This window comes from Pseudarthrobacter sp. 902506025 (assembly GCF_040702325.1).
Classification (GTDB): Bacteria; Actinomycetota; Actinomycetes; order Actinomycetales; family Micrococcaceae; genus Arthrobacter.
Map to the genome: position 1 here is coordinate 1 of NZ_JBFBKW010000011.1, position 20,105 is coordinate 20,105.

The 20,105-nt window shown below is 54.1% G+C and carries 22 protein-coding genes; 1 reads left to right on the forward strand and 21 read right to left on the reverse strand.

Translation table 11 applies throughout. The annotated features are described in order from the left end of the window. Window positions 1-49: 49 nt before the first annotated feature. The 20 genes from AB0280_RS17475 to AB0280_RS17570 all read right to left on the reverse strand — a co-directional run bounded on the left by AB0280_RS17475 (window position 50) and on the right by AB0280_RS17570 (window position 16,185). Window positions 50-640, reverse strand: coding sequence for a hypothetical protein (locus tag AB0280_RS17475; protein ID WP_366368091.1), 591 nt, complete (start codon window positions 638-640; stop codon window positions 50-52). 2 nt (window positions 641-642) lie between these two features. Further along, window positions 643-1,470, reverse strand: a complete 828-nt coding sequence (locus AB0280_RS17480) for a phage distal tail protein (protein WP_366368092.1) — start codon at window positions 1,468-1,470, stop codon at window positions 643-645. A 23-nt stretch (window positions 1,471-1,493) separates the two neighbouring features. Next, window positions 1,494-3,842, reverse strand: a complete 2,349-nt coding sequence (locus tag AB0280_RS17485; RefSeq protein WP_366368093.1) for a phage tail tape measure protein — start codon at window positions 3,840-3,842, stop codon at window positions 1,494-1,496. Between the two features lie 378 nt (window positions 3,843-4,220). Continuing rightward, a complete protein-coding gene (locus AB0280_RS17490; protein ID WP_366368095.1) occupies window positions 4,221-4,607 on the reverse strand; it encodes a hypothetical protein in 387 nt (128 codons plus the stop codon). A gap of 32 nt (window positions 4,608-4,639) precedes the next feature. Next, on the reverse strand, window positions 4,640-5,944 hold the full coding sequence (locus tag AB0280_RS17495; protein ID WP_366368097.1) for a hypothetical protein: 1,305 nt from the start codon (window positions 5,942-5,944) through the stop codon (window positions 4,640-4,642). Then, window positions 5,928-6,107: a hypothetical protein gene (locus AB0280_RS17500; protein WP_366368098.1), complete on the reverse strand. Its 180-nt coding sequence runs from the start codon at window positions 6,105-6,107 to the stop codon at window positions 5,928-5,930. The genes AB0280_RS17495 and AB0280_RS17500 overlap by 17 nt, the downstream gene beginning before the upstream one ends. A 37-nt stretch (window positions 6,108-6,144) precedes the next feature. Continuing rightward, a complete protein-coding gene (locus tag AB0280_RS17505) occupies window positions 6,145-6,621 on the reverse strand; it encodes a hypothetical protein (RefSeq protein WP_366368100.1) in 477 nt (158 codons plus the stop codon). Window positions 6,622-6,665: 44 nt separating this feature from the next. Further along, window positions 6,666-7,121, reverse strand: a complete 456-nt coding sequence (locus AB0280_RS17510) for a hypothetical protein (RefSeq protein ID WP_366368101.1) — start codon at window positions 7,119-7,121, stop codon at window positions 6,666-6,668. A 2-nt stretch (window positions 7,122-7,123) separates the two neighbouring features. Continuing rightward, window positions 7,124-8,017: a hypothetical protein gene (locus AB0280_RS17515; RefSeq protein WP_366368103.1), complete on the reverse strand. Its 894-nt coding sequence runs from the start codon at window positions 8,015-8,017 to the stop codon at window positions 7,124-7,126. A 42-nt stretch (window positions 8,018-8,059) separates the two neighbouring features. Next, window positions 8,060-8,476: a hypothetical protein gene (locus AB0280_RS17520; protein WP_366368104.1), complete on the reverse strand. Its 417-nt coding sequence runs from the start codon at window positions 8,474-8,476 to the stop codon at window positions 8,060-8,062. After that, window positions 8,476-8,790, reverse strand: a complete 315-nt coding sequence (locus AB0280_RS17525) for a hypothetical protein (RefSeq protein ID WP_366368105.1) — start codon at window positions 8,788-8,790, stop codon at window positions 8,476-8,478. The genes AB0280_RS17520 and AB0280_RS17525 overlap by 1 nt, the downstream gene beginning before the upstream one ends. Window positions 8,791-8,897: 107 nt before the next feature. Further along, on the reverse strand, window positions 8,898-9,350 hold the full coding sequence (locus AB0280_RS17530) for a hypothetical protein (RefSeq protein ID WP_366368106.1): 453 nt from the start codon (window positions 9,348-9,350) through the stop codon (window positions 8,898-8,900). A 2-nt stretch (window positions 9,351-9,352) separates the two neighbouring features. After that, window positions 9,353-9,619 (reverse strand): hypothetical protein, encoded by a 267-nt coding sequence (locus AB0280_RS17535; RefSeq protein ID WP_366368107.1) that lies wholly within the window; start codon window positions 9,617-9,619, stop codon window positions 9,353-9,355. Window positions 9,620-9,623: 4 nt separating this feature from the next. Next, window positions 9,624-10,562, reverse strand: a complete 939-nt coding sequence (locus AB0280_RS17540) for a hypothetical protein (RefSeq protein ID WP_366368108.1) — start codon at window positions 10,560-10,562, stop codon at window positions 9,624-9,626. A gap of 17 nt (window positions 10,563-10,579) precedes the next feature. Further along, complete coding sequence (locus AB0280_RS17545; protein WP_366368110.1) at window positions 10,580-10,951, reverse strand: hypothetical protein; 372 nt, start codon at window positions 10,949-10,951, stop codon at window positions 10,580-10,582. Window position 10,952: 1 nt separating this feature from the next. Next, the gene (locus AB0280_RS17550) at window positions 10,953-12,152 is read right to left on the reverse strand and encodes a phage protease (RefSeq protein WP_366368111.1); all 1,200 of its coding nucleotides are present in this window, start codon (window positions 12,150-12,152) and stop codon (window positions 10,953-10,955) included. A 49-nt stretch (window positions 12,153-12,201) separates the two neighbouring features. Next, entirely contained in the window at window positions 12,202-13,011 is an 810-nt protein-coding gene (locus AB0280_RS17555) for a phage minor head protein (RefSeq protein ID WP_366368112.1), read from the reverse strand. Further along, a complete protein-coding gene (locus tag AB0280_RS17560) occupies window positions 12,986-14,389 on the reverse strand; it encodes a phage portal protein family protein (RefSeq protein WP_366368113.1) in 1,404 nt (467 codons plus the stop codon). Before AB0280_RS17560 ends, AB0280_RS17555 begins: the two co-directional genes overlap by 26 nt. A gap of 16 nt (window positions 14,390-14,405) precedes the next feature. Next, a complete protein-coding gene (locus AB0280_RS17565) occupies window positions 14,406-15,713 on the reverse strand; it encodes a PBSX family phage terminase large subunit (RefSeq protein ID WP_366368115.1) in 1,308 nt (435 codons plus the stop codon). Then, a complete protein-coding gene (locus AB0280_RS17570) occupies window positions 15,688-16,185 on the reverse strand; it encodes a terminase small subunit (RefSeq protein ID WP_366368116.1) in 498 nt (165 codons plus the stop codon). The genes AB0280_RS17565 and AB0280_RS17570 overlap by 26 nt, the downstream gene beginning before the upstream one ends. A gap of 144 nt (window positions 16,186-16,329) precedes the next feature. Between AB0280_RS17570 and AB0280_RS17575 the strand changes: the two genes are divergently transcribed. After that, window positions 16,330-17,217 carry a biosynthetic peptidoglycan transglycosylase gene (locus AB0280_RS17575; protein ID WP_366368118.1) on the forward strand — a complete coding sequence of 296 codons (888 nt, stop codon included), beginning with the start codon at window positions 16,330-16,332 and terminating at the stop codon, window positions 17,215-17,217. 89 nt (window positions 17,218-17,306) lie between these two features. On the opposite strand, the gene AB0280_RS17580 is transcribed toward AB0280_RS17575, so the two are convergent. Next, window positions 17,307-20,099: a DEAD/DEAH box helicase gene (locus AB0280_RS17580; protein WP_366368119.1), complete on the reverse strand. Its 2,793-nt coding sequence runs from the start codon at window positions 20,097-20,099 to the stop codon at window positions 17,307-17,309. Window positions 20,100-20,105: the final 6 nt, after the last annotated feature.

The following is a 20,105-nucleotide window of genomic DNA, read 5'->3' on the forward strand; positions in this document are numbered from 1 at the left end:
CTGGGAAAACTCACGCCCGTCGAATATGAAACAATCAACCGGACCGCGCTCACTGCGGCCTAAGACCCCGAGTCAACAGAAGCAGGGGCAGTCCCAGGCGTTGCATGTTGAGCTTGGTTGAGCTGGTGTAGTACTCGTAGGTGAGGCTGCGGAATTTGTCCGTCGCGTAGTAGCCGCTGCCAGGGACGATGATGCCGTAGTTTCCATTGGTCACCGCCTGAGCTTGGTTGATAAGACCAAAGAAAATAGCCACCGACTCGGTATTGGTGTACGCAATGGCTGGATCTGGGTAGCGGCTGGCGAAGAAGTTCAGGTAACCCTGAGCGTTGACCGAGACACTGAGTGAGCCGTCGTTGTTGATGTCAATTGGTGCGTAGTAGAGCTGCGTGCCAAAAAGATAGTCACCGTTCATGCGCACCTTGATCTCTGTCTGCCCTTCCCTGAAGCTCGACAAAACGCTTGTCTTCACCTGGTTCTCTAGGTAGTTCTCGAAGGCGTCAAGATCCATGCTGAACTGAAGCAGCTCCGCTTCGTTGCGTTCCTCGGCAAAGTAGAGATTGCGGACTAGGTGAGTGATCTCGCAGATGCGGGTACCGCTGGCACTCCAAAGCTCGACGCCGAATGTAGTCTTGCTCGCCATGCCTAGATGCCCCTATATCCTGGCCGCCAGGTCATCACCGCTGTCGTCACGTCGGAGCCGCTTCCGCTGGTGAAGTCGATCGTGTTGTCGCCAGGCATAAGGCCCCACCATTCGGCCGTCAGAGGCACGTAGCCAAAGGCGTTGCCGTTGTTCAGCGTGACCGTGTGGTTAGCCATGTCGATTACCGTGACGTCAGTGCTGCCCGTTACGGCGTAGCCCGTCAGTGAGAAGCTGTCGCCCGTGGCTTGGTTCGTAAGTACTGGGTTGGTGATTCGGCCCGTGATCGTGATGACCGGATACGCCACGTTCGGGCTCGAGTTGTTCACAACGCTTATGGACTGCGTCTGTGTGAACTGGAAGCTGGCATCAAACTGTGGCGATGTGCTGGTGAACTGGATACCGCCAGGAATGGCCTTCTGGATCGTGGCAGTAAGTGCAGAGCCGGCTGACATGTCGTAGAGCGTTGGATCAGTTGCTTCCAGGTTGATCTTGAATACATGGCGGAACTTCGCCCGGTTGATCGGCATCTTAAAGTCGACGTACTGCACAACGGTTTCGTAGCTACGGCCATCGTCGTCGTCGATACGCACGGTAATCGAGTCTGGATGGAGCGGAAGCGCTTCTTGGATGTCTCGGCGCTTCTGCTTGGCCTCAGCTATGTCAGAGCTCCAAATATGCCCGTTGAGCGTGATGAAGCGAGCATCATCAAACTGAGCACCGATGTAGCTGCCGCTCTGACCGGCACGCTGTCCCCGACTGGTGCGGACGCTTGGTAGCTCCAATCCCTCGATTGGCTCATCTAAGTAGACCCGGTTAGTTGGATCATTCAAGAGGAAACTACCTAGCCAGATCCTCATGAGTAGGCCCTCAGCATGAGACCGATGTCGGTGAGGAACACTTTGTTGTCTGTCTCTGTGTAGTTATTGATCTGCCCGACGTAGAGGGTGGTGTTGCCACCAGCGCCACTCGACACTTGAGCCCGAGTTCTATAGGCAGGCACTACTTGAGCCCCCTGGGGCATGATCACGTCTTCTGCACCATGCTCACCGACCCTTGTTCGCCCACCTGGAGCGTAGGTAGTTCCTGTTGCGTGTTTGAACGGCGCGCCACTCTTGTAGCCAGCATTTATGGCCGACTGGATGTCAGATGGCGAGACGTTGGACTTCATGTTCAGCTCAAACCCGAACTTCTTGCCGTTGAGGTTTCCAACGATGTTGTTAATGCCTATCCAGTCGTTCTTCTGGTTCGATACCGCTTGGGACGTTTTCTCAAAATCAGCGCGGAAGGCGGCTTCAGACTTAGCCAGCGCTTCCTTTTTCTTCGCCTGTTCTTCCCGTTTGGCCGCGTTCTCAGCCTCTTTTTTCGCGAGGTCTTCACTGGCCCGCTTACTATTCTCTTTGCTCGATTGGAGATTGAACTCCGCCTCTTTCAGATCGAGTGCAGATGCTTTGCCACTGCTGCGCAGCTGTGCAAGGCGTTCTTCTGCTCGCTCCACTGCAATGCGGCTACCTTCAGCTGCAAGACGTGAGTCAGTGAGTGCCTGCTCTGAATTCTTGACGTTGTCCGTCGCCTGCTTCAGGTTGTAGTGAGCGGCGACAAGATCCTCTGTGGATTTCCTAACGGTTCCTGAGCTGGTCACGATGGACGCAAAGGCCACTAGGAGCCCGCCTATTGCAGCCGCCACTAGGACATAGGGGTTTAAGCTCATGATTGCGTTGAGTGCGAGCTGAGCAGCGGCCAGGGCTTTAGTTCCGAGAGTTACGGCGCCCATGGTCACGTTGTATGCGACGAAGGCCACCGTCGCCGCTATGAGGATCGGAGCCCCACCGCTAAAGGCTTGGAACAACGTGGTAACTACGCGAATGCCCGCATCTAGGACAGCCATTGCAACGCGCACGGCAGCCACCAGAGTAGTGCCAAGGAACCGAGCAAAGTCACTCCTGAGGAATCCCATGACAGCAGGAAGCAGGTGGTTGCCAATGGCATCACCCAAGCTCATGACGCCTGGCTGTAAGAAGTCCCACACTTGCTTGCCGACGCCAACGACTACGTTCTTCACGCGGTTGAAGGTTGGCTCGACATTTTTGGCCAGGTAAGTGGCAAGGGACGTCAGGGACGGTAATAGCTGCATACCGACATCTATTGCCACGGTCTCAAGCGAGCTCTGAAGGCCGTCTATAGCACCTTTGAAGCCCGCGTTCTGGGCGGCAGCTAGATCTGCTGCTGCGCCCTGCTTGTTAACGGCGGCAGACATCTGGTCGTAGCCGGCAACTCCCTCTTTGATGAGGATGTTTGCCGCCCTTGACGAGTCCGATCCGAAGATCGTTTGGATCGCCAGTGCTTTTTGTTCGTCAGTGAGGTTCTTAGTGCCCTTCTCTAACTGGTTGATTGCCTCCCTTACGCCTACGAAGTTGCCCTTGGCGTCATAGAAGTCCAAGTTGAGCTTCTTCATCGCAGCCCTGGCGTTATCCGTAGTCGGGATCAGGTTCATGAACATGGTCTTGAGCGACGTACCGGCGTCTGAACCCTTGATACCGTTATTCGCCATCTCGCCGATCATTGTGGTGAGATCTTCAACTGGCACCTTCACGGCAGCGGCACTAGCGCTGGACATCTGAAGGCTGTATGCCATGTCCTTTACATCGGCGCTCGAAGCGTTTGCGGCTGCGGCTAAGAGGTCAGCTACACGTCCAGCTTCACTACCAGCCAATCCGAACGAGTTCAGGGCATTGGCTGCTACTTCTGCTGCGTCAGCCGTCTCCATCTGCCCGGCCTTTGCCAGGGACAGAACACCCTTAGATGCAGCCATAGTGTCATTGACCGAGAGACCCGCTTTTGCGAGTTCCACCATTGCAAGGGCAGCATCTTTGGCACTCACGCCAGGCAGTGACATGTCGTTGCCGAGAGCACGAGAAGCGGAGGCCACGGCGTTCATTTGCTCTACGGTGGCTCCAGACACAGAGCGGAAGACATTGAGAGACTGCTCATAATTGGCGGCACTAGAGACCGCAAACGTTCCGGCAGCAACTCCAGCGGCACCGACAGCTAGAGCCGTCTTAGCAAGAACCGCTCCCATAGATCCGAGCGCACCGCTAAACTTATTGGCTTTGCCAGTGCCTTGATCAAGTTCGTTAGTAACATCTCGAATAGGCTTTGAAGCCTTGTCCTCTGCTGATATAACGATATTGATCTTATTGGCCACGCGGTATTGCTCAGTGACAGTTGTTTATATCTGTCTCTATATCTTCAATTTAACATGCAAAACGACTAGCTGCTATAGCTAGTCGCCTTATCCAGTCTGGTTACTCATATCCCCAGTTATCGTCACTACTATCACCCTCATGTTGCGGTTGAGCATCGCGCTCCGCAATCATTCGCCACTTGAGCTGGGCCAGATACACGCTCTCCCAAGGTTCCCTTTCGAACTGTTCAACGCCGAGGCCGAACCTTTCGCGATATTCAAGATCGAGGATGTCCTTCTGTATGTCATCTGGCAAAGAAGCGAGCGACAGTCCATGCTTGAAATAGTCCTCAAACGCCTCCTCATAGCGTGCAAGCTCGGGGTGCAGCTGATCCGGCTTTAGTTCGACATCGCTTTTAAACGGTCTGCACCTGTGGCGACTGAGACTACTTCTTGCTGCCAAGACAGATTGAGAGCTTCAACGACGTCTGGCACGTCCTTGCGGTCGACTGTGACGCTGCTAGTAGTGCCATCTTCGCTCGTCGTGATTACAAGACCACCGGTAATGACGTCGAGACATGCCTGGCGCATCACCTCTGCAGCCTCTGCGTCTGTTGTGTCCGGAGTGAGCTTGTCCTGAAGTTCCTGTCTTTTAGCCTCATTGACTCCCCGCACCATGAGATAGCAGTCATCCCATCCTTCAGCAAAACCTTTGAGGCCCAGTTTTCGATTGGCAATAATGTTTAGACCCATAGAAATCCTTTCTAAAATAATAAGTGCCCTCATTTAAACATGGGGCACTTATTAGTTCAATGGAACTAGGCTGCGTAAGAGGCGACGTCGTTAGTAACGGTCATCTCGATATCTTTGCCAGAGTTTGCATCATCTGCCTCGAAGTAGAAGCTGATCTCTTGTGTGACGATATCGTCGCGGCCGTCAGAGTCAGTCAGCTCGCGGAAACGCACCTTTGTACCAAGCCACTCAACTTTGGACGTGCCGTTGATAGCGACGACTTTCAGCGCATGCACCTTGTTGATGAAATAGTCGTCTTCAAAGTCGGTCTTGCGGTACTTGATTACCATCGAGCCCTTGACTTCAGCTGGTGCACTGTCGAACTCAGGATCATCGTTGGTCTCACCGAGCGAGTGGTCAACCGTAGTGCCCTCTTCCATCTGAATGGTGATGCTCTTTGGCTTGATCTTGCCCGTAGAGAGCCCCGCTACGTTGTCGGCTAAGTACACCGCTACCTGGCGGCTTGTGAACTCTTTTTCACCTACTTTGAAAGCCGGCGTCACCCCAGTAACGTCTGCATGCTTCCAACCCTTGAGCGCCGTAGTAGCTTCGAGCCAAGCGCCCTTCTCCCCTACTTCAACCTTGACCGTGAGGTTGTCCATGTAGCAGCTCTTGTAGAGGCGAGTGCTCACTGGGCGGACGTCCCAAACAGATAGAGTGCGGCGAGCAATCGTCTGGTCGCGGCTAAAGACGTGTTTGTTCTGGGAAGTCGTCGCGGTGTTGGAAACAGGTGGTGTACCGCCCGTACCAGCTGCGCCGGTATCGGTGAAAGTGGTCACCGCTCCAACTGCAAAGTAGGTGTTCTCTGCACCCGCACTTGTACCTCGATAGATACGGTATCCAGTAGCACCCGTGATGGCAGCCCATGTAATCGTCGTAGTGCTAGTCGAACCTGTGGTCACTACTGATACTTCATTGGATTTCGTTGTCTGGCCACTGGCGTTGATGGCCACGAGTACGTAGTAATAGGTCGCGGCGGCGAGCGTTCCACCTGTCGTGGCAGTAGACGGCGTGTTAGCCACAGGAACATCTAGTGTTGCTGTCGTTGTAGTGACCTTGTTGAGCATGCCGGTTGCCAGCCATCCGATACCGTCTTCGGTGACTTTGCCGCCTAGTGGTCCCTCACTGTGCCAGACGTCGATTGCGCTGTCGTTGACCTTTACGTCTGATCCCATGGCACTTTCGTTCTCGAGGATGCCTGGGATTGGCTTGAGGCCCTTGTCGAGCCAGCGGTATGAGTACTGCTTCGTTGCAACTGTGCCTGGTGCGCTCTCAGGACCGATAACGATCGCTTCGCGCCTCTTCTTGTATGAATTAAATGATGTCATCACCTACCTCTGCTTCTTTCTGCTGCTTTGCTTTAGTGGCAGCTTCTAGCTCATCATCAGCCTCGACCGTCACACCTTCTAGTGGAAGAAAGTACTTTCGGTTAGGACTAATAACAGCTTCAGCTGCTTCAATATTTGACTTCTTATCTTTGATTTGCTTTGCCATAGTTTCAATGTATATCAATCGCACTAGTTGTTAAAGGCTAATCAGTGTCGAGTGAATATTGGATAGAGAAAGTCACGTGGCCTTCTGCGGTGATATCGGCAAAGGTTGTGTTCTCAGCCGGGCGTGGGTTGATTCCGTACTCAATACTGAGGCTTGGAGCAACGGCAGTAATGCCTTCATCCTGTCGAAGACCATCGATACCGAACTTGCGGATAGCTCCCACTACAGTCAGTTCGTCATATTGGCCTGTCGCAGTATCCCGCTGGATAACCAGATCTCTAATTCTCTTATCAGTGAGGTTCAAGGGATCTACCTTGTCGCCCGTGAAGTCATCGCGCTTGTTGAGCACAACCTTCACCGTGATTGAATCGGTGACATCGTCTTCGTTCATGGCTGATTCCATGATCTCGGCACTTGCCTGTGTCACAATGAGGCACGGCAGGTTGAAGGTTGGTATTGACTCTGGATCACCGTCGTAATAGGTACTGAATCGGTCCCCAAATGTGTCCTTCATCAGGCGCAGGATACGACTCGTAGTTGGTTCGAACTGGCTTGGCATCACAGCAGTCCCTTCTGATCCATTTGAGTGGTCAGATCAGAAACGATGTACTTTACGATGCGGGCTTCACGCTGTTGATCAACCTTCATCATGACGCGCTGCGGTACGCCTCGGCCGTCCTGGTGATATTCGAAATACTTGGCCTCATTCCATAACGAAGTCGTGAGCTTTGTAGATTGATGTTTGAAACTCCGATTCATTAGGCCTGTGCGAATCAGGGGCACTTTTCCTGGCCAGTGGCGAGCCTTCCAGATTGCATAGTTCTCATTGAGCCGCGGCCACCTTGCACCGATGACACCACCGCGTGAGGCGAAGACCTCGCCAGCGAAGAAGCGGGTCAGATACAGACCAGTTGCACCCATCGAGCGGTGCAGGTCCAATTGACCAGCAGCGAAGGTACGAAATTTCCTAACGAGCTCTTTATCGCCAGAGATGCTTACTTGGATCTCGCTCACAGCTAGAACACCTGCCCGATATAGAACGATCGGGGTGCCGAATCATCAGGCCATCCAGTAATCGAGTTTGACGTCGAGATAGGTTGCCCGTTTTCGTCTGTGACGGTGGCAGTTTTATCTCGGTACTCCATGAGCCTCGCCCTGGCGTCTGCGAGGCGCTTTCCGTATGCGCTTTGTCCAAAGGCATCGACAAGCAGTAACGCTGCTGCCAGCTCAAGAGTCAGGCTCTTCACGATGGCCGGTGCGGGGTTGAACGGCACGGCGTACGAGCCAGCCAAGGCGCTGTTGATCTCTGCTTCTGCAACTCCACGCCATAGCTCTACAGATCTGTCTGCAAGGTTGACGGCGTTTTGAAGACCCGCTACCTGGCGAATGTCTCCGATCGAGGCGTAGTGAGGGAAGTCCTGGCCGCGTACTGGATCTAGGGCAGTAAGTGGTGTCTCTGCCATAGTCGTGGCATTGAAGTAGGTGAATCGGTACCAGTAGGCAGAGGAGCCGGCCGAGTCCGTGAAGTATGTCGATTGCTGGTCGGGGTCGATCTCACGAGTAGCCAGGACCGTAAAGCTGTCGTCGGCAGGTATTGAATCGTCAACATTGACCGCTCGGTAGATATGGATCTGATCACCAAGTACTGCCGTGACCGCTTCATAGCGCCCGTGTGGCAACTTGATTGGCTGAGTCAGGTTGATAGTCGTCTCGTCAGGAACGGACGCAATAACGGCCTTCTCAACGCCCTCACGAGCCAAGATACCGACATAGAGGGTCTGGCCAGTCAGAAAACCTTGTGTGCTGCGCAGTGTGAGAGCCGTAGCTCCAACGGCAAGATCGGCAGCAAGTTCGCCGCGCTCAACGATGTTGATTTCATGGAATGAGTCGATGCGGAGAGTACTTGCCATATGTATTCAATAAAGCACCATTCGCTCAAATTTAAAAGAGCATCAGGTCTGCCATGCAGCTGCGCAAAGGAGAAAAGCCGCAGCAAAACTCAAAACCAGTGCAATCCAATAGCAAATAAAAGACGTTTGGGGGTACTTGAGCCAACGACCACCCGGCACGGGATCTGTCACCGCCAAGCTATCGGTCAGTTGCCTCTTGGTTAGTTCCGCTGAGGCAAACACGTAACCGAAGAACGCTCTGCCAAGGAAGATACCGGCAGCCAGAATGAGCGTGATGAACAGCGCTCTCATCCAGTGCGGAGCAGCTTCGAATGAGTCTTTCGCCAGGTCTCCGAACAGGACCAAGGCACCGATGCCACCACCGAGATAGGCGCAGAACTCCTTCCACCGGTCATAGCTCGCTAGCCGAAGTCCTATTGTCTCCGGATTGCCTTGCCCCGGTCGCTGTGGCGTACTCATCACCGATATATCAAGCCGTCGAACACCTCACGCAGGACTTCCTTGATGCGCGCCAACAGCTCCTGACCAAGGCTCCCGTGTCCGGTAATCTCTCGTGTCATAGCCGCGAACGCCACAGTCTCGACTAGGTACTCAACGAATTGAGGCGGTTCATCACCTTCCAGATGCTTCAAGGCTTCTTCGATGGCCGCATCAACCACATCTGACTTCATGAGCTGGTCCTCATCGTGGTCAACCCCGTAATGCTGCAGCCTCTGGATCGCACGAAGCTTCCCAGCCATTCTTGGATCGTATTCGGTGGCCTGCTCTGTCATGGCGACTCCTTTGGCTCCAAGTGCGGCTGATGGGAAAGAACGTAGGAAAATGTTTGCACAGCAAAAGAGCACCGACAATGGTGCTCTTTTAGGTGATAGACGTATGTCTACTTGGTAGCAGTTGCTTTCTTGGCAGCGTCCGTGATCTTTTGTGCCTCTGCCTTAGCGGCTTCAACAAGCCTTGCAGCTTGCGCCTCAGCTTCGGCGACTACTTCAGTCGCGCTAGCCTTGGCAGCCGCAACCACGTCGTCAGCAGCCGCTTCCGCCTGGCCACCGATCTCTTCAGCTTTGGCCTCCGCTTCAGCCACGATTTCCGCCGCCTTTGCGTCTGCTTGAGCGATGGCTTCATCAGTGATTGCTTTAGCCCGAGCTTCAGCAGCTTCGGTCTCGGCTTTGGCAGCATCTTCCGCCGCTTCCTTGACTGTTGGATCTTCGACAACACCGATCCGGATCAGTCGCTTGATCGTTGCCTTCGGAGCTTCGAGGGTGTCGCCCACTTTGTAGACAACGCCGTCGAGCTTGATCTCGCTCTTAGCTGTTCCTTTTACTGTGTCTGCCATGGCTATACCTCCAGAACAGTTACGTTGAATTGGTTCGCTCCGGTTGCCGCAGCGCTAAGGGTCACCGTGAGGGTGGTACCACTGATCGCTACGTTGTCCACGAACTGATCCTGGTTACCTGCTGGCAGGATTCCGAGGATCTTGGCGCCGGCCTTCACTGTTGCTGTGCCGCTGGTTGCAGCTGCATTTACAGTGACGGCGACGCTCCTGAGGTTGGTAGGAGCAATCGCTCCTACCAAGTACTTGATCTTGCTAATTCCACTAGCCATACGACTAAGCTCCAGTCGCAAACGCGTCCTTCAAGAGGTACCAAGCGTCGGCCATGATCATCTCGTAGTTGTAGTAGTCAGTGACCACGATTTCTGTGTGAGATGGGTTGTTGAAGCTTTCCTTTGTGGTCTCGCGAGCGTTCTGGAGTTGGAACTTGTAACCACCGTTGACAGCCTTGCGGCTTGGCTTTTCAGTTACGTAGCCGAACAGTACGTCGTCGCCCCAGATGTTCTGAATGTCTTCTGTAAGGCCTTCTTCAGCGAAGTTGGCGCGAGCCTGACCGATGTAGATGTTCTTGATGCCGAACGGACCAAACAATTGCTTGAGCTGTTCAAGGCTGACAGCACCACCCTGGGCCCATTTGAGGCGATCCAAGATGTCTGGGTGGCTGATGAGCGAAAGGTAACCCTCACGGCTCAATGCCATCGTGTTGTACTTCAAGAACTTGCTTGACGTAACGGCTGTGCGGATATCTTCAAAAGGATTCGAGTTAGCGTAGTCAGACCAACGGCTTGTACCTGTAAGGGTGCGGTTGTTGGTGATGACAGATGGATCAGTTAGCTTGTCTGCAAGTGCTTTCTCATCGATGAGTGCCATGACAGACAAGATGTTCTCAGTTTCATCTGACTCAGGGACGAATGGATCGTCAGTGAGTTGGTAGTCATCCTTAGTGACGTAGCCCGAGAGAGCGTGCTCTTCAAGTGGCTGAGCGTTCTTGTATGAACGAGTCTGTGAGATGCTCTTAGCCTTTGAGAGGCCTGTGCGCACAGAGTTAGCTGGAAGGTTTAGGTTCTCCTTGCCGAACTCTGGGATGAGGAATGTTGGTTTGGTGACTGGCACCACTGGGAATAGCTTCTCAGCGATGAAGTCTTCTTGATCGTTGAACCACGCGTTAGCGACATTGGTAAGCGCTTGATCCACGTAGGTAGGTTGATTGGCCATATTCAGTTATGCCTTCCTTAGAACTTTTCGTTTAGTTTGATATATTCACCGATCGCGCCAGCTGAGCCCGCGCGAACCAAGCGACCGATGACACGGTGGCCTGCGGTCGATGTAACAACTGCTTGACCACTGCCATTGGTTGTTAGATACGCGTCTTTTGCAGTGTTAGCTGCGAGCTTGACCTTGAACGAGCCAGAGCCGTTGAGCAGAACAACATCTGCTGTGCGGCCGGCTACTGGAGCGTTGTCCAGGACACCGAGAATGGCGTCTGTGGCAGCCGTAGCGAGTACGACTTCGCCGTTAGCGTCTAGTTTTACGATGTGGTACTGCTTGCCGGTCAGGTCTGCACCTGCGGTAGCGCTGTAGCGTTCACCTGATTGGAATGCCATGTTATTGCTCCTCCTTGAGCTGATCTTTTAGTGTTGCGTCGGCGTCGAGCACCTCCTTACGGGCTTCGGCGTATGACTTTGCTTTGCCTGCTGTGCGGGCGTCGGCAAGGATTTTGCGTACTCGCTCATCCACAACCTGCGCTGCATCAGCGACAACATTTGCGCCGCCATCACCGAGTTCACCGGCAGTGACGAGCTTGTTCTCTGGTAGAGATTCGAGGAACGTCTCCAGGGTCTTTCGATCGTCGCCGCGTGAAGCGAGCAGGATCTTGACTAGGTCGGCCTTCTGTCCGCTCTTGATCTGGCCAGCTGCAATGCGAGCTGAGGCAAAGGCGCTGGCCTTTGTTTGCGCCAGTTCTTGCTGTGCCTCGCGGCCAGCAGCGGCGTCAGCACGAAGCTGCTCTAGCTCTTCAGCAGTGATGCCTTTGAGGGCACTCGCTTCAACTGGTGTGCCAGGCGTTTCCGGTGTCTCCGGTTCCTCTGGTGTTTCTGGCTCTTCGGGAGTCTCTGGTACTTCAGGGGCTTCCTCTGCCAAACCGAACGTTGTCAGCTCTTCAGCTGTCAGCTCGGCTTTGTGCTCGGCCAGGAATGACTTCTCATCATCCGTTAGGTCGGCAACTTGCTTGGCGCGAATTTCTTCTAACGTCATGTGTTCTCCTTTACTTTTATCACTGTTGCCAGCGGCACTCGCCTTCACCTTCTTAGGTTCAAGGCGGGACGCCGTAATTGGCTTCAGTTTCTTGAAAAGAGGAATGTTGGTAAGTGCAGCACCCGTAAGCACGTTGCTGACAAACTCGTACTCTTGCTCAGGGTTTTCCCATGGGTAAGAGCGAGGGTTGAACTCTGGTGAGATGTACTTCCACTCACCGTCTTTGATCGCCTGTTCAGCTGCTGGGGTCCATTCAGGATCAGCGAGGAGTGCTGCGCCGTCGTCGCTGGCATAGAGCTTCGGCATCCAACCGGCTGCCTTGTCCCAAGACTCATGGCCGTAGTTGAGTGGGATCTTTGGATCGGCTTCTACAAGACCAACACCTTTGTCGGCATTGACGATGAACTGCTGGATGTCGTCCGGAGTGATCTCGAACTCGCCGTGCCATGGAGTGTTCCAGGTTCCGGCGCGAAGTAACTCAATAGTTTTAGGCGCATTGCCCTGGGCATCTGCGCTAATTTTTACTAGGTTATGAAATGCTTTTATCGCCATATACCCTTAATGTCTTAAATATGGGAATAGAAGTCAATAGGAATTATTCCTAATAGTCGTAGATCAGACTACAACGGCAGCGTGGATGACCTGCGGGCCTATCAATTACCCGTCCATTAGGCAGCTGAAATAGATCATCAATCGGTATCGTCTTACCTATAAGCGGTGAGCAAATCTGACATGCGCCACTAAGCCCATCCCATGTCTTGGTCTTGGCACCTGTTGACTTGGCATAGTGCTTGAGTCCCGTTTGGTAAGCGTTGACCGGCTCCGTCTGGGCGATGAGTTCAGCACGTATCGGGTTGTCGATCTCTTCCAGGATTCGCAGCCTGGCCTCGTGAACGTCCTCCCCCATGGAAATGCTCTTGGCCACTGCCTGGCGAATGAGATCGCGGCTCGTCTCTGTCACCCGAGAGACAAGCTGCGCTGTGTGCCAGCGAGCTGCGTTCTGGATCGCTACATCGAGAGTGGCATACTCGATACCTGCGTAGCCTGCCGGATACCCATAGAGGGCTTCACCTGATACTGCGCCTATGGCCACAAGATCCGTAATAATGTCGATGACGGCAGCGGTCAGTATGGTTTCCTCGCGCTTCCACACTGGGTCGTCGTTGTTGAAGACCGGACCACTGTCAGCCTTGATCGGTTCAGGTAAGCGGGACCAGTCAACATAGTCCAACGCTCGGGTCGCCAGCTCATGCAAGTATTCGCCTGAGGCTGTTTCTAAACGTGCCGCAAGCACGAGAAGCTGCCGGAACGTGTCCTGGTTCGCCTTATAGCTGTCCTGCCACTCCTCGGCTGCGTGAATGGCTATGTGCAGCTCTTCGCGTGCTCTAAGCAGCTCTGCTCTTGTCGCCATAGAGAAGCCTCGTTAGTGATGCTGAGACTTTGCCGGCCATCGTCTTGAGCTTGTTAGGTTCAGTCGGGATAGGGGTACCAATCGAATCGTCCTCAGCGACGTGCTGGTGTGGGGCGGATATGTCGGCTGCCACCGACGCTTTGGTAGCTACTGCCTGATTCTTAGTGCGTTGCGCCTTGTCTTCATCACTCAACTTCGGGAACTCGATCAACTGACGTACGTGGTCTTCGTCGGCCTCGGTCGGCGTGATGACACCGGCATCAACAAACTTCGCGACAGCTTCAGCTAGCGCAGTGACGTCTTTCTGGTTTACGTCGCCGTGCTTGATCGTCGGGTATTGATCAACAGTGAAGTTGAGATCAACGAGTGTCTTCACGACGTAGCCAAGCGTGTCGGCAATGTAGTCGAGGACAGACTCAATCGACTGGTTCAGCAGGATGTGCTGGTCTTCGCTGACAGAGCGTGCACCGCTGGCACCGCTCGAACCAAGCTCTAGGAACTGAGCCAGGACGTTCTTGGTGATCTGCCGGTCATGCCGGTCGATACTAGGTCCGATGTCCTTGAGGCTGTGCGACTGCATGTCCATGAAGTTGATTTCCCAGCCTTCAGGCTCCTCGATAAAGGACTGCTCATTGGCACGGAGGTTGCGGACTGTATTGCGAGCAGCTTCTCGCTCGGGATCGGTAGCAGTCCGCGGGTACTTGATCTTCGGAACGCCAAGAGAGTGGCGCTCGTGGCCTAAAGCGTCGATCTGATCGAACTTATCCACGTAGAACCAATGCTTGTAGGCGGTACGTAGGATGCTGACACCCTCGTAGTTGTCGCCCTCTTGCTCGTTGGTGAAGACAATAAGCTTGTCGAGTGGAATGCCGACGCTCTGGCCGGTCGATTTGCGGAAAGTGATACCTGGTAAATCTGGACCCGCCTGCCAAGCTTCGAGGCCTGTCTGTTTGCGGAAGCCAAGCTTGGTGAGCACGATGCGCTCAATGCCGTCAACCATCTCAACTTCAAACACCATCTCAAAGATGGCGTAACCCATCTCCAAGTAGGTGAGGATCTCTCCTAGGACTTTCTTCCATTTGAGGCGGCTGAACAAGTTCCAGTGGACGAAGTCGGATGCTTCCAAATTGATTTCATCCTCATTCGCTGGTGCCGCATAGAACTTGGTGGCCTTGATCGGGTACTTGATTGATTTGAGCGATGCACCAACACTGGCATCGCTGCGGCGCATTTGTTCCCAGATCTTGAGGGCTCTGCGGCCGGCCAGATCGAAGTTGTACTCTTCACCAGTGATAACACCAGCGAAAATATGAGTACCAGAGTCGCCCATTTCTGGGCCGACTAGTTGTTTCCTTTTCCGTGTAGAATTACTGGCCATCTACTTGCAATATAAACTAGAACTGAGTGTTTAACAATCCCGATGTAATGCCACCACCAAAGGCGTTTGTTGCTTCACTAGGAGCTTCAAAAGGTCCAATAGCGTTGTTGTAAAAGCACATGATCAACGCGTCAGCCTTGTCTGGTGATCTGAATCCGCGCTTCTTGTAGTCGTCCTTGCTCTCGACAGCTCGACGGCCCTTGGAGTCCATCTTCCATTGGCGACTCGACAGCTCCATGAGAAGGTCATCGTCCATCTCAATGTGGATCGACTCGATGATGCTTGCTAGATAGAACCATGCCTCGCTGATGAGGTTTGGATACTTGTCGGGATCAGAAGCCTTGGCTCCAAAGTTGATCGGCATGACCTTGTAGCCGCGACGGATCATCTCGTCCGTGACTCCCCCGCCAACTCCGGTGTCGTCAACCTTGATCAGCACCGTCTTGTTGTGGTCCACGAACAGTTCGAGCTTGTCGCACACTTCGGTAGTCCTTAGCTTCGTGTACGTCTTCATTCGCAGGTCCCGTAGGCCTTTCCGCATCTTGAATATCGTGCGGTCAGTTCCCATACGAGCAACATCGACGCCGATTTCAACGCCGCCCTCATCGTCAACAGAACGCTCCATAGCGCCGAGTATGGCTTCACGGCTAAGGATGGCGTTGTCACCTTGGGATACGGGTTCGCCAAGCCACACGTGAGCGTAGAGATCCAGTGACGCGGCTTTGTCCGCTTCCATCTCCTCACGGAGTTCAACGGGAAAGAGGCCGGCTCGTTCCAGAACGTCGTAGTTGACCTTGCGAACATAAGTACGGGCACGGTCTGTCTTGCAATAGCGCACGTAGACAGGGTCCAGCTCGTTCATGCGGTTGAAGGTGTAGATCAGCTGGCTTCCAGGCTTGCGCACCGTTGGTACGAGCAGCTTCAGGCTCGACTCGCTAATGCTTTGGGCTTCTTCCACCCAGGCGATGTCGATACCTTCGGTGGACTTGATCTCAGTGGAGTTGTGGCGAAGACCTTTGAAGAAGAACTCAGTTCCAGTGATGGTGTTCCGGATGATCTTGTCGGTGATCTCGTAGTCGGTGAAGCCGTTGTTGTTGATGATGTCGGATAAGAGCTTGTGCACCGAGTCAGCGATGGTGTTCTGCAGCTCGCGGGTACAGAGGATGCGCAGCTGCTTCTGCCGGCCACGAAGGATCAGTGCCAGGGCGACGTGCTGAGATTTACCAGAGCCACGACCACCGTAGAAGACGATGTTGCGCCAGGACTCGTTGAACAGTTCCTCGTATTCTTCGAGGAACTTAATCCGTACTTGGTTTGTCCCCACTACGGACGATCTCCACGAGCGCCTGCATCGGCTTACCGTCAGACGTGTGGTCTATCTCCTGACGTTCTTTCCAACCCCAGTTGTTCTTGAGGCTGAAGGCAGCACCGGTGGCACTCTTCGTAAAGAGGGCGTTCTCAGCCCACTCGTGACAACGCTCCTTGGCGGCCTCTACCGAGTCGAGAAACTCAGGACGTTCGGAGTAGGACAAGAGGGTGTCCCGCGTGATCCCGAGTGCTCTTGCCAATCCGGAAACCGTGTAGGGCTTCTGCTCGGTCATCACCTTGCGTTGAGCAAAGATGGTCTCGCCGCGTTCGTTGATGCCCGATTCAACAAGACGAGACTCCAGGTGTGGATCACAGGAATCAAAGTATGAGTCGATAGCAACTTGGAGCTCATCAACTGATTTGTATTTGAGCGGCCGCCCGCCCTTGTTCTTTTCTTCTGGTATGTCTGGTGTCGCTTGGTCTGGCATTGTGCCTCTATTTATGGCACAGATGGCGCGAGATTAAAAGAGTTGATTCAAATTCCCTCTATAGTCGAAGAAATAGCCTATTGCGTATAATTCTTTTACCTTCCTAATTCGAATAGGGAGTATTCTTTTCGTGAAAGTCCGCACATGGCAACTGAAGCAGTTCCGGCCACGCAGTCCAAACCTTTTCGCCCCACAAAGCGAAAGAGACACCCTATCCGTCGATTCTTCGGATGGTGCTTCAAGCTCTTTCTCGTACTGGTCGCGCTCAATCTCCTGGTCACAGTCCCGTACATATGGGGGACTCCCCCGCGCACCTCGTACATGCTCCAATCTGGTGAGCCGGTGGTGTACCAGTACGTCTCGATCGACCACATCAGCCGGTATGTACTGGCCGCTACTATCGCGCACGAAGATCAGCAGCTCGGGACTCGCCCTGGTGCGTTCGACATGGACGACTTCAATGCCAGGATCAAGGCATACTCCGAGGGCAAGCCCGACCCTAGCGGCTCTACGATTCCGCAGCAGCTCGCAAAGAACATCTACCTATGGCCAGAGCAGAGTGCATTCAGGAAAGCGCTGGAGGCCGGCCTTGCTAGTGAGCTGAGCATGATCATGTCGGATAAGCGCATCTTGGAGCTGTACCTGAACTACGCGCAGTTCGGCCCAAAGCTGTATGGCATCTGTGCGGCCACCTGGTACTACTTCGGCAACCCGCCATGGAACATAACTCAGTATCAGGCTGCCCAACTAATGGGAGTACTGCCGCTGCCTAACCTGGTGCAGCGCGCAAAAGACGGTGGCATCTATCTTGGTCCCCTCGCTCATCCCCTGGTGTCGGATTATGTGAACGGAGCAGCAAACGTCCACGTGCCGCGACAGATAGAAGGGCTTGGAGGGTGGAAGGCTACGGTGGCGACTATTGGGATCACCGATACAGCCGCGGATCATGCAGCTTTCCGCTTCGATAAAGACTCCTGCTCAACAATGCCTCAATCGGTTGGTGATCGGTTACAGCAAGAGGATTGGCACTAGGAGACCCGATTCAGACCCGCGAGGCAGGCCAGCTTAGCTTTGCCGTGGCGGGCGGCTGAAACAGTGCGTTTCAAATAGAAACTCTGGTTCTAGTACTTGCCCGCGTGCTCCACGTACAGACCCTCAGGCCGAGCCTCACTGTAGCTTGCGACGGCAGCTTGAACGGAAGAATCTTTCAGGTTCAGTGAGTAGAAGATGTCGTTTACCTTGATGATCGACTCAATGCGCTGGTACTGGTCACCGTGATCCTTGGCGTACTTCGCCAGTCCTCGCAGCTTTGGAATCGAGTCACTAAGGCTCTGGGCGTGTGGATCAAGAATGGAAGGTACAACGCCGTCGTCGGTCTGGTGGAAGAAAATGAAGTCAGGCGTAAGTCCGCGGTGCCGGCCATTCATCTTGTATGGAACCGTCAATGCGCCTGATCCACTTGAAGGGTTCCGGTACCAGCCCAAGCAGTTGGCATCCTTCAGCTCAGTATCGAGAACGTGGATTTCCCACTCATTGAGCTTCACCGGGTAGTCGCCGGTAGGAGAGGACAACAGGTGCTTCGGCCAGACGACTTCTGCCACCGGGAACGGCTTGTTGTCGGCAAGTGAGATGACCGTTGGCTCTGGCTCTGTGGCTTCAGATCGCACCTCATCCAGTTGAGCCTTGAGTGCTGCTGGAGCTTTGTTGATCTGTGTTTGGTATTCCTTGAACCACTCCACGATCGTGGCGTTGGCTACCTGCTCAAGCTTTTCCTTGACGCCAGGTTGGTGGGCTACGACAGCTACCGACATCATCATCGTGAAGGTGTCGCCGTCTTCTTCATAGCGCTCGTTCAGGTAAGCATTTGCCATGGTGCGGCCAATACGACGCTCTGCCTGGGCGAACAGTTGCTCAACGCCTTTACTGTCGATCTCCACTTCCTCAAGCTGGTCAACTTCAAGCACAGCGTTGCCATCAAACAGCGTCGTCACTTCATTCTCAATGAAGAAATGGGCGAGCTTGTCGGCCTGCTCCTGGAACTTATCGCTGGCGTCGAGCTGGACGCGCGTTTCCTTGAGCACCTGAAGCAGACGATCGTTCGCCATCTTCGAGGCACCCTGAAGGATTGCATTCTTTCCGCCACCGGTAAGCAAGGTCGCAAAGTTTTTGAGGCGATCAACCTGAGTCCGGTACTGGACGCCGGGGATTACGTACGAGGGCAGTTCAAGGAGATTCTCGAACACACTGGAATCGATTAGTGGATTCCGAGTGAGGCGTACGTTTTCCTGCGTAATGACGCTGACGCCCGTCGCGCCAGGTCCATCGGTAAGTTCTTGTTCTTCAACGATGATCAGCTCTTCTACCGGCTCCGGAACTTCAACGGGCTCGGGCTTGCCTGTCGGCTGTTCAGTCTCGTCGTCAAAGAGCTTGGCGTCGGCGTGCTCCGCTTCTTTGCGGCGGAGCAGTTCTTCACGAAGGCCTGTGTTGAACGTCGTGGCACGCTTGGCCAGAGTGCTTCCCGCTAGCGTCATCTCAGTCGATGGAACGGCAGGTACGAGCTCAGGCAGTGTGTCCTTGTCGAAGGTTTCGGGGTGTACCCATTCCTGGCGGAAGCTATCGTCACCAAGCTTGAGGCGGTCTGCAATCTGCTTGACGCCTGCCTTATTGAACCTGGGCAAGAAGCAGTGCACGTAATTGAGCGCTTCATTTTGCTCTACGCGGCGAGCCAAAGGCGTACGGATCATACGACCGATGATCTGCGTGATGGCGTCTTCTTCTTCTACCTTGCGGTACGACAGCAGCACTTCAGCACGAGGGCAGTCCCAGCCCGTGGTGATCGCCTGCTTACAAAGAACGACTCGGATATCGAGGTCATCCTGAATATCTTCAGGGTTCGAGTAAGGAATGGCGTAGCTGCCGACCTGGAGCACACTGTGCTCGCCGAACGTGTGGCAGATGTTGTGCGTCTTGAGACCAGGCCATGACTCCAGCACGACGCTGATGATTGAAGACAGCTCGTCATCCGAGGGCATGTTGGCTACCTGGATAACCATGGCCGGCAATACTTGAGGTTCGTTGTTCTGTGCAGAGTAGGCCGCCCACTCTTGTTCGTAGCGGCGCACGGTAGATACTGCATGGCGAAGCAAGGCGGACTCGTTGAAGTTAGCCGCTATCTGCTGAGGCGATGCGAGAACCAAGCCGTCTTTCAACAGCCCTGATGCCTGCACCTGGTCGACGCCAATTCGCGTAGCCCTCACACGGCGGTTGATGGCGTCCATGGCCTTTTCAAAGCGCTTGGGCGTGGCAGTAATACCGACGATGACTGGCGCTGGCGGACGGCCAGTCTTAGCGCCACCAATAATCCTGGAGACGATGGTGTCGCGTGATCGCTCCGTCCTCATGCCGACATGGGCCTCATCGATCATGATGACCAATTTGTCGGGCTTCATCTCGATGGTATTCGTCAGTGTCGACCAGAATGAATACTCGCGAAGATCTCCGCCCTCTTTGGACAGCCGAGCACTCGAGTTGAGCTTCTGGACGTTGAGGAAGTAAACCTTCCCTCCATCCAGCACCTTCTGATCAAAGCTAGACTCGATGATTTCAATCGTGCCGTGCGAGATCTTGTCGGAGGCGGTCAAGAACTTGCGTGACGTTTGTTCGTTCAGCGAAGGATCGTCGGAGACCCAAAGGAACGTCCAGTCGGAATTAGCCGTGAAGTCGTCGGCGCCAAAAAGTGCCGCTTCAATGACGGCCGAGGCGATGACCGTCTTGCCAGATCCAGTTGGTGCGGTCAGCTGAACAGCCGTGACGCGCTCACCATCTGTTTCTATATACCGCTGCAGGGCATCACTTATGTCTTCGAGTACGTCGCGTTTGGCAACCGCCTGATAGCCACGGAGCTTGAATTTCATATAAGT

Coding starts and splice junctions, on each gene's coding strand:
- AB0280_RS17475 (WP_366368091.1), bottom strand. CDS start 640: ATGGCGAGCAAGACTACATTCGGCGTCGAGCTTTGGAGTGCCAGCGGT.
- AB0280_RS17490 (WP_366368095.1), bottom strand. CDS start 4,607: ATGAGGGCACTTATTATTTTAGAAAGGATTTCTATGGGTCTAAACATT.
- AB0280_RS17500 (WP_366368098.1), bottom strand. CDS start 6,107: ATGGCAAAGCAAATCAAAGATAAGAAGTCAAATATTGAAGCAGCTGAA.
- AB0280_RS17505 (WP_366368100.1), bottom strand. CDS start 6,621: ATGAAGGACACATTTGGGGACCGATTCAGTACCTATTACGACGGTGAT.
- AB0280_RS17515 (WP_366368103.1), bottom strand. CDS start 8,017: ATGGCAAGTACTCTCCGCATCGACTCATTCCATGAAATCAACATCGTT.
- AB0280_RS17520 (WP_366368104.1), bottom strand. CDS start 8,476: ATGAGTACGCCACAGCGACCGGGGCAAGGCAATCCGGAGACAATAGGA.
- AB0280_RS17525 (WP_366368105.1), bottom strand. CDS start 8,790: ATGACAGAGCAGGCCACCGAATACGATCCAAGAATGGCTGGGAAGCTT.
- AB0280_RS17530 (WP_366368106.1), bottom strand. CDS start 9,350: ATGGCAGACACAGTAAAAGGAACAGCTAAGAGCGAGATCAAGCTCGAC.
- AB0280_RS17535 (WP_366368107.1), bottom strand. CDS start 9,619: ATGGCTAGTGGAATTAGCAAGATCAAGTACTTGGTAGGAGCGATTGCT.
- AB0280_RS17540 (WP_366368108.1), bottom strand. CDS start 10,562: ATGGCCAATCAACCTACCTACGTGGATCAAGCGCTTACCAATGTCGCT.
- AB0280_RS17545 (WP_366368110.1), bottom strand. CDS start 10,951: ATGGCATTCCAATCAGGTGAACGCTACAGCGCTACCGCAGGTGCAGAC.
- AB0280_RS17550 (WP_366368111.1), bottom strand. CDS start 12,152: ATGGCGATAAAAGCATTTCATAACCTAGTAAAAATTAGCGCAGATGCC.
- AB0280_RS17555 (WP_366368112.1), bottom strand. CDS start 13,011: ATGGCGACAAGAGCAGAGCTGCTTAGAGCACGCGAAGAGCTGCACATA.
- AB0280_RS17560 (WP_366368113.1), bottom strand. CDS start 14,389: ATGGCCAGTAATTCTACACGGAAAAGGAAACAACTAGTCGGCCCAGAA.
- AB0280_RS17570 (WP_366368116.1), bottom strand. CDS start 16,185: ATGCCAGACCAAGCGACACCAGACATACCAGAAGAAAAGAACAAGGGC.
- AB0280_RS17575 (WP_366368118.1), top strand. CDS start 16,330: ATGGCAACTGAAGCAGTTCCGGCCACGCAGTCCAAACCTTTTCGCCCC.
- AB0280_RS17580 (WP_366368119.1), bottom strand. CDS start 20,099: ATGAAATTCAAGCTCCGTGGCTATCAGGCGGTTGCCAAACGCGACGTA.